This window comes from Burkholderia sp. APQ4-4ca (genome assembly GCF_057837105.1).
The window spans coordinates 7,218-10,105 of the sequence record NZ_JBYQCG010000177.1 but is presented as its reverse complement, the minus strand read 5'-3'; the positions used below and the strand labels follow the sequence as shown (position 1 = coordinate 10,105).

Here is a 2,888-nt window from a genome sequence, read left to right as displayed (position 1 = left end):
GGCAACCCATAACTCGGCGCTTCCGCGAGGCGCACGTTGCGCGGAATCACCGCGTCGAACACCTTGTCGCCGAAGTGCGCTTTCAGTTGATCGGAGACTTGCTGCTGCAGCGTAATGCGCGGATCGAACATCACGCGCAGCAGGCCGATGATCTTCAGGTCGCGGTTCATGTTCGCGTGAACCTGCTTGATCGTGTTGACAAGGTCCGACAACCCTTCCAGTGCGAAGTACTCGCACTGCATCGGGATCACGACGCCGTGCGCCGCGCACAGGCCATTCAGCGTCAGCAGCGACAGCGTCGGCGGGCAATCGATCAGCACGAAATCGTAGTCGTCGGCCACGCGCTCGAGCGCGGCCTTCAGGCGGCGCTCGCGGTTGTCGATGCTGATCAGTTCGATCTCGGCGCCGGACAGCTCGCGGTTCGCGGGAAGCACGTCGTAAGTGACGCCTTCCGGACGCACGCGCGCGTCGCTGACCGACACGCCGTCGACCAGCACTTCGTACACGGTCGCTTCGCAGGCGGCCTTGTCGATCCCGCTGCCCATCGTCGCGTTGCCCTGCGGGTCGAGATCGATCAACAGGACTCGTTGCTCCTGCGCTGCAAGGCTTGCGGCGAGATTGACCGATGTCGTCGTCTTGCCGACGCCCCCCTTCTGGTTCGCAACGCAGAAGATCTTTGCCATCGTTGGTGTGTTCCCTTTACCTTCAAACAAACGGCGCGCTACCGCGCGCCTTCAATTCGCGTCGTCGACGGCCACTTCGAACAGATGCCGCTCCGCATCGAGCATCGGCACAGCCAACCGGATCGTCTGCTTCACGCGGCTGCCTTCCGGCAACCGCGCAATCTCGTCGTCCGGGTGAACGCCCTTCATCGCCCAGATCGATCCGCCCGGCGCGACCAGATGTCGAGCAAGTTTAACGAAGTCGGACAGGTCCGCGAAAGCGCGGGATACGATCATGTCGAATTTTTCCGGGACTTCGACACCCGGCTGCAGCGATTCGACCCGCCCGGTGACGACCGACAGGTTCGCGAGCTTCAGCTCCGTGCGCATCTGCGTCTGGAACGCAGATTTCTTCTGCACGATGTCGTTCAGCGTGACCTGCCAGCCCGGCTCGACGATCGCCAGCACGATACCGGGCAGCCCGCCGCCCGAGCCGACGTCGAGCACGCGCGCCGACGCACGGCCGCGCAGACGCGGGACAATGGAAAGCGAATCGAGGATGTGCTGGATCAGCATCTGCTTCGGGTCGCGGATCGCGGTCAGGTTGTAGACTGCGTTCCACTTGCCGAGCAGCGCGACGTAGTCGAGCAACTGGTTGCGTTGTGTATCCGTCAGTGTGAGGTCGAGCGCCGCCGTGCCTTCGACGAGCATCCCCTCCAGTACGTCCCGATTAACCGCCGGCGCGCGACGCGCCGTCATTGTTGCGTCGGGACGGTGCCGTCCCCCTGCTCCGCGGCCGCTGTGGCCTCTGCGGCCGTGCCGTTACGGCGGCCCAGGCCGCGACGCTTCAGGTGCACCATCAGCAGCGAGATGGCCGCCGGCGTGACGCCCGAAATGCGCGACGCCTGCCCGACCGTCTCCGGCCGGAACTCGTTGAGCTTCTGGCTCACCTCGAACGACAGGCCGCGAACTTCGCGGTAATCGATACCGTCCGGCAGGCGCGTGTTTTCGTTCGCATCGTTGCGCTCGATCTCCGATGCCTGGCGCTCGATATAGCCCTGATACTTGATGCCGATCTCGACCTGCTCCTTGATCTGCTCGAGCAGCACCGGATCGTCGGTCAACGGCTCCGCGGGGCCGCACTCGCCGCCCTTCAGCCCGCACACGCCGTCATAGCTCACGCCCGGCCGGCGCAGCAGTTCGGCGAGGCTGTATTCATGGTCGATCGCCTTGCCGAGCAACGCGGTCGCCTCTTCCGCAGGAAGCGTCTTCGGCGTAACCCACGTCGACTTCAGGCGTTCGGTTTCACGTGAAACAGCGTCGCGCTTCCGGCTGAAGGCGTCCCAGCGCGCATCGTCGACCAGCCCCAGCTCGCGACCGACCTCGGTCAGGCGCATGTCGGCGTTGTCTTCGCGCAGGCTCAGGCGATACTCGGCGCGGCTCGTAAACATCCGGTACGGCTCCGCCACGCCGCGCGTGACGAGATCGTCGACCAGCACGCCCAGATACGCCTGGTCGCGACGCGGGCACCATGCATCCTTTTCCTGTACGTAGCGGCCCGCATTGAGGCCGGCCAGCAGACCCTGCGCAGCCGCTTCCTCATAGCCAGTCGTGCCATTGATCTGGCCCGCAAAGAACAACCCGTTGATCGCCTTTGTCTCCAACGACGCCTTCAGCGCACGCGGGTCGAAGTAGTCGTACTCGATCGCGTAACCGGGGCGCAGGATGTGCGCATTCTCGAGGCCGCGCATCGAATGCACGAGTTCGAGCTGCACGTCGAACGGCAAACTCGTCGAGATCCCGTTCGGGTAGAACTCGTTGGTCGTCAGGCCTTCCGGCTCGAGGAAGATCTGGTGCGATTCCTTCGATGCGAACCGGTGGATCTTGTCCTCGATCGATGGACAATAGCGCGGCCCGACGCCTTCGATCACCCCTGTATACATAGGCGAACGGTCGAGACCGCCGCGAATGATGTCGTGCGTGCGCTCGTTCGTATGCGTGACCCAGCACGGCAGCTGCTGTGGATGCTGCTCCGCGCGGCCCAGGAACGAGAACACGGGAATCGGATCGAGGTCGCCCGGCTGCTCGTCGAGCTTCGAGAAGTCGATCGTCCGGCCGTCGATACGCGGCGGCGTACCGGTCTTCAGCCGGCCCTGCGGCAGCTTCAGCTCCTTCAGGCGCGACGACAGCGACACGGCCGCCGGATCGCCCGCGCGACCGCCCGTG

At 64.6% G+C, this 2,888-nt stretch carries 3 protein-coding genes; all 3 read right to left on the bottom strand.

Annotated features, from left to right (window positions below; all coding sequences use genetic code 11):
- The coding region (locus AC3IFE_RS20430) for a ParA family protein (RefSeq protein ID WP_489191745.1) at positions 1-683 on the bottom strand (683 nt) is incomplete at its 3' end.
- A 51-nt stretch (positions 684-734) separates the two neighbouring features.
- Entirely contained in the window at positions 735-1,421 is a 687-nt protein-coding gene (gene rsmG / locus AC3IFE_RS20425; protein WP_489191744.1) for a 16S rRNA (guanine(527)-N(7))-methyltransferase RsmG, read from the bottom strand.
- Positions 1,418-2,888, bottom strand: a 1,471-nt coding sequence (gene mnmG / locus AC3IFE_RS20420) for a tRNA uridine-5-carboxymethylaminomethyl(34) synthesis enzyme MnmG (protein ID WP_489191743.1), incomplete at its 5' end; no start/stop codon positions are given. The genes mnmG and rsmG, both read right to left, overlap by 4 nt.

What these genes read in the sequence shown, in the direction of transcription:
- rsmG (WP_489191744.1), bottom strand. Translation starts at nt 1,421, where the DNA reads ATGACGGCGCGTCGCGCGCCGGCGGTTAATCGGGACGTACTGGAGGGG.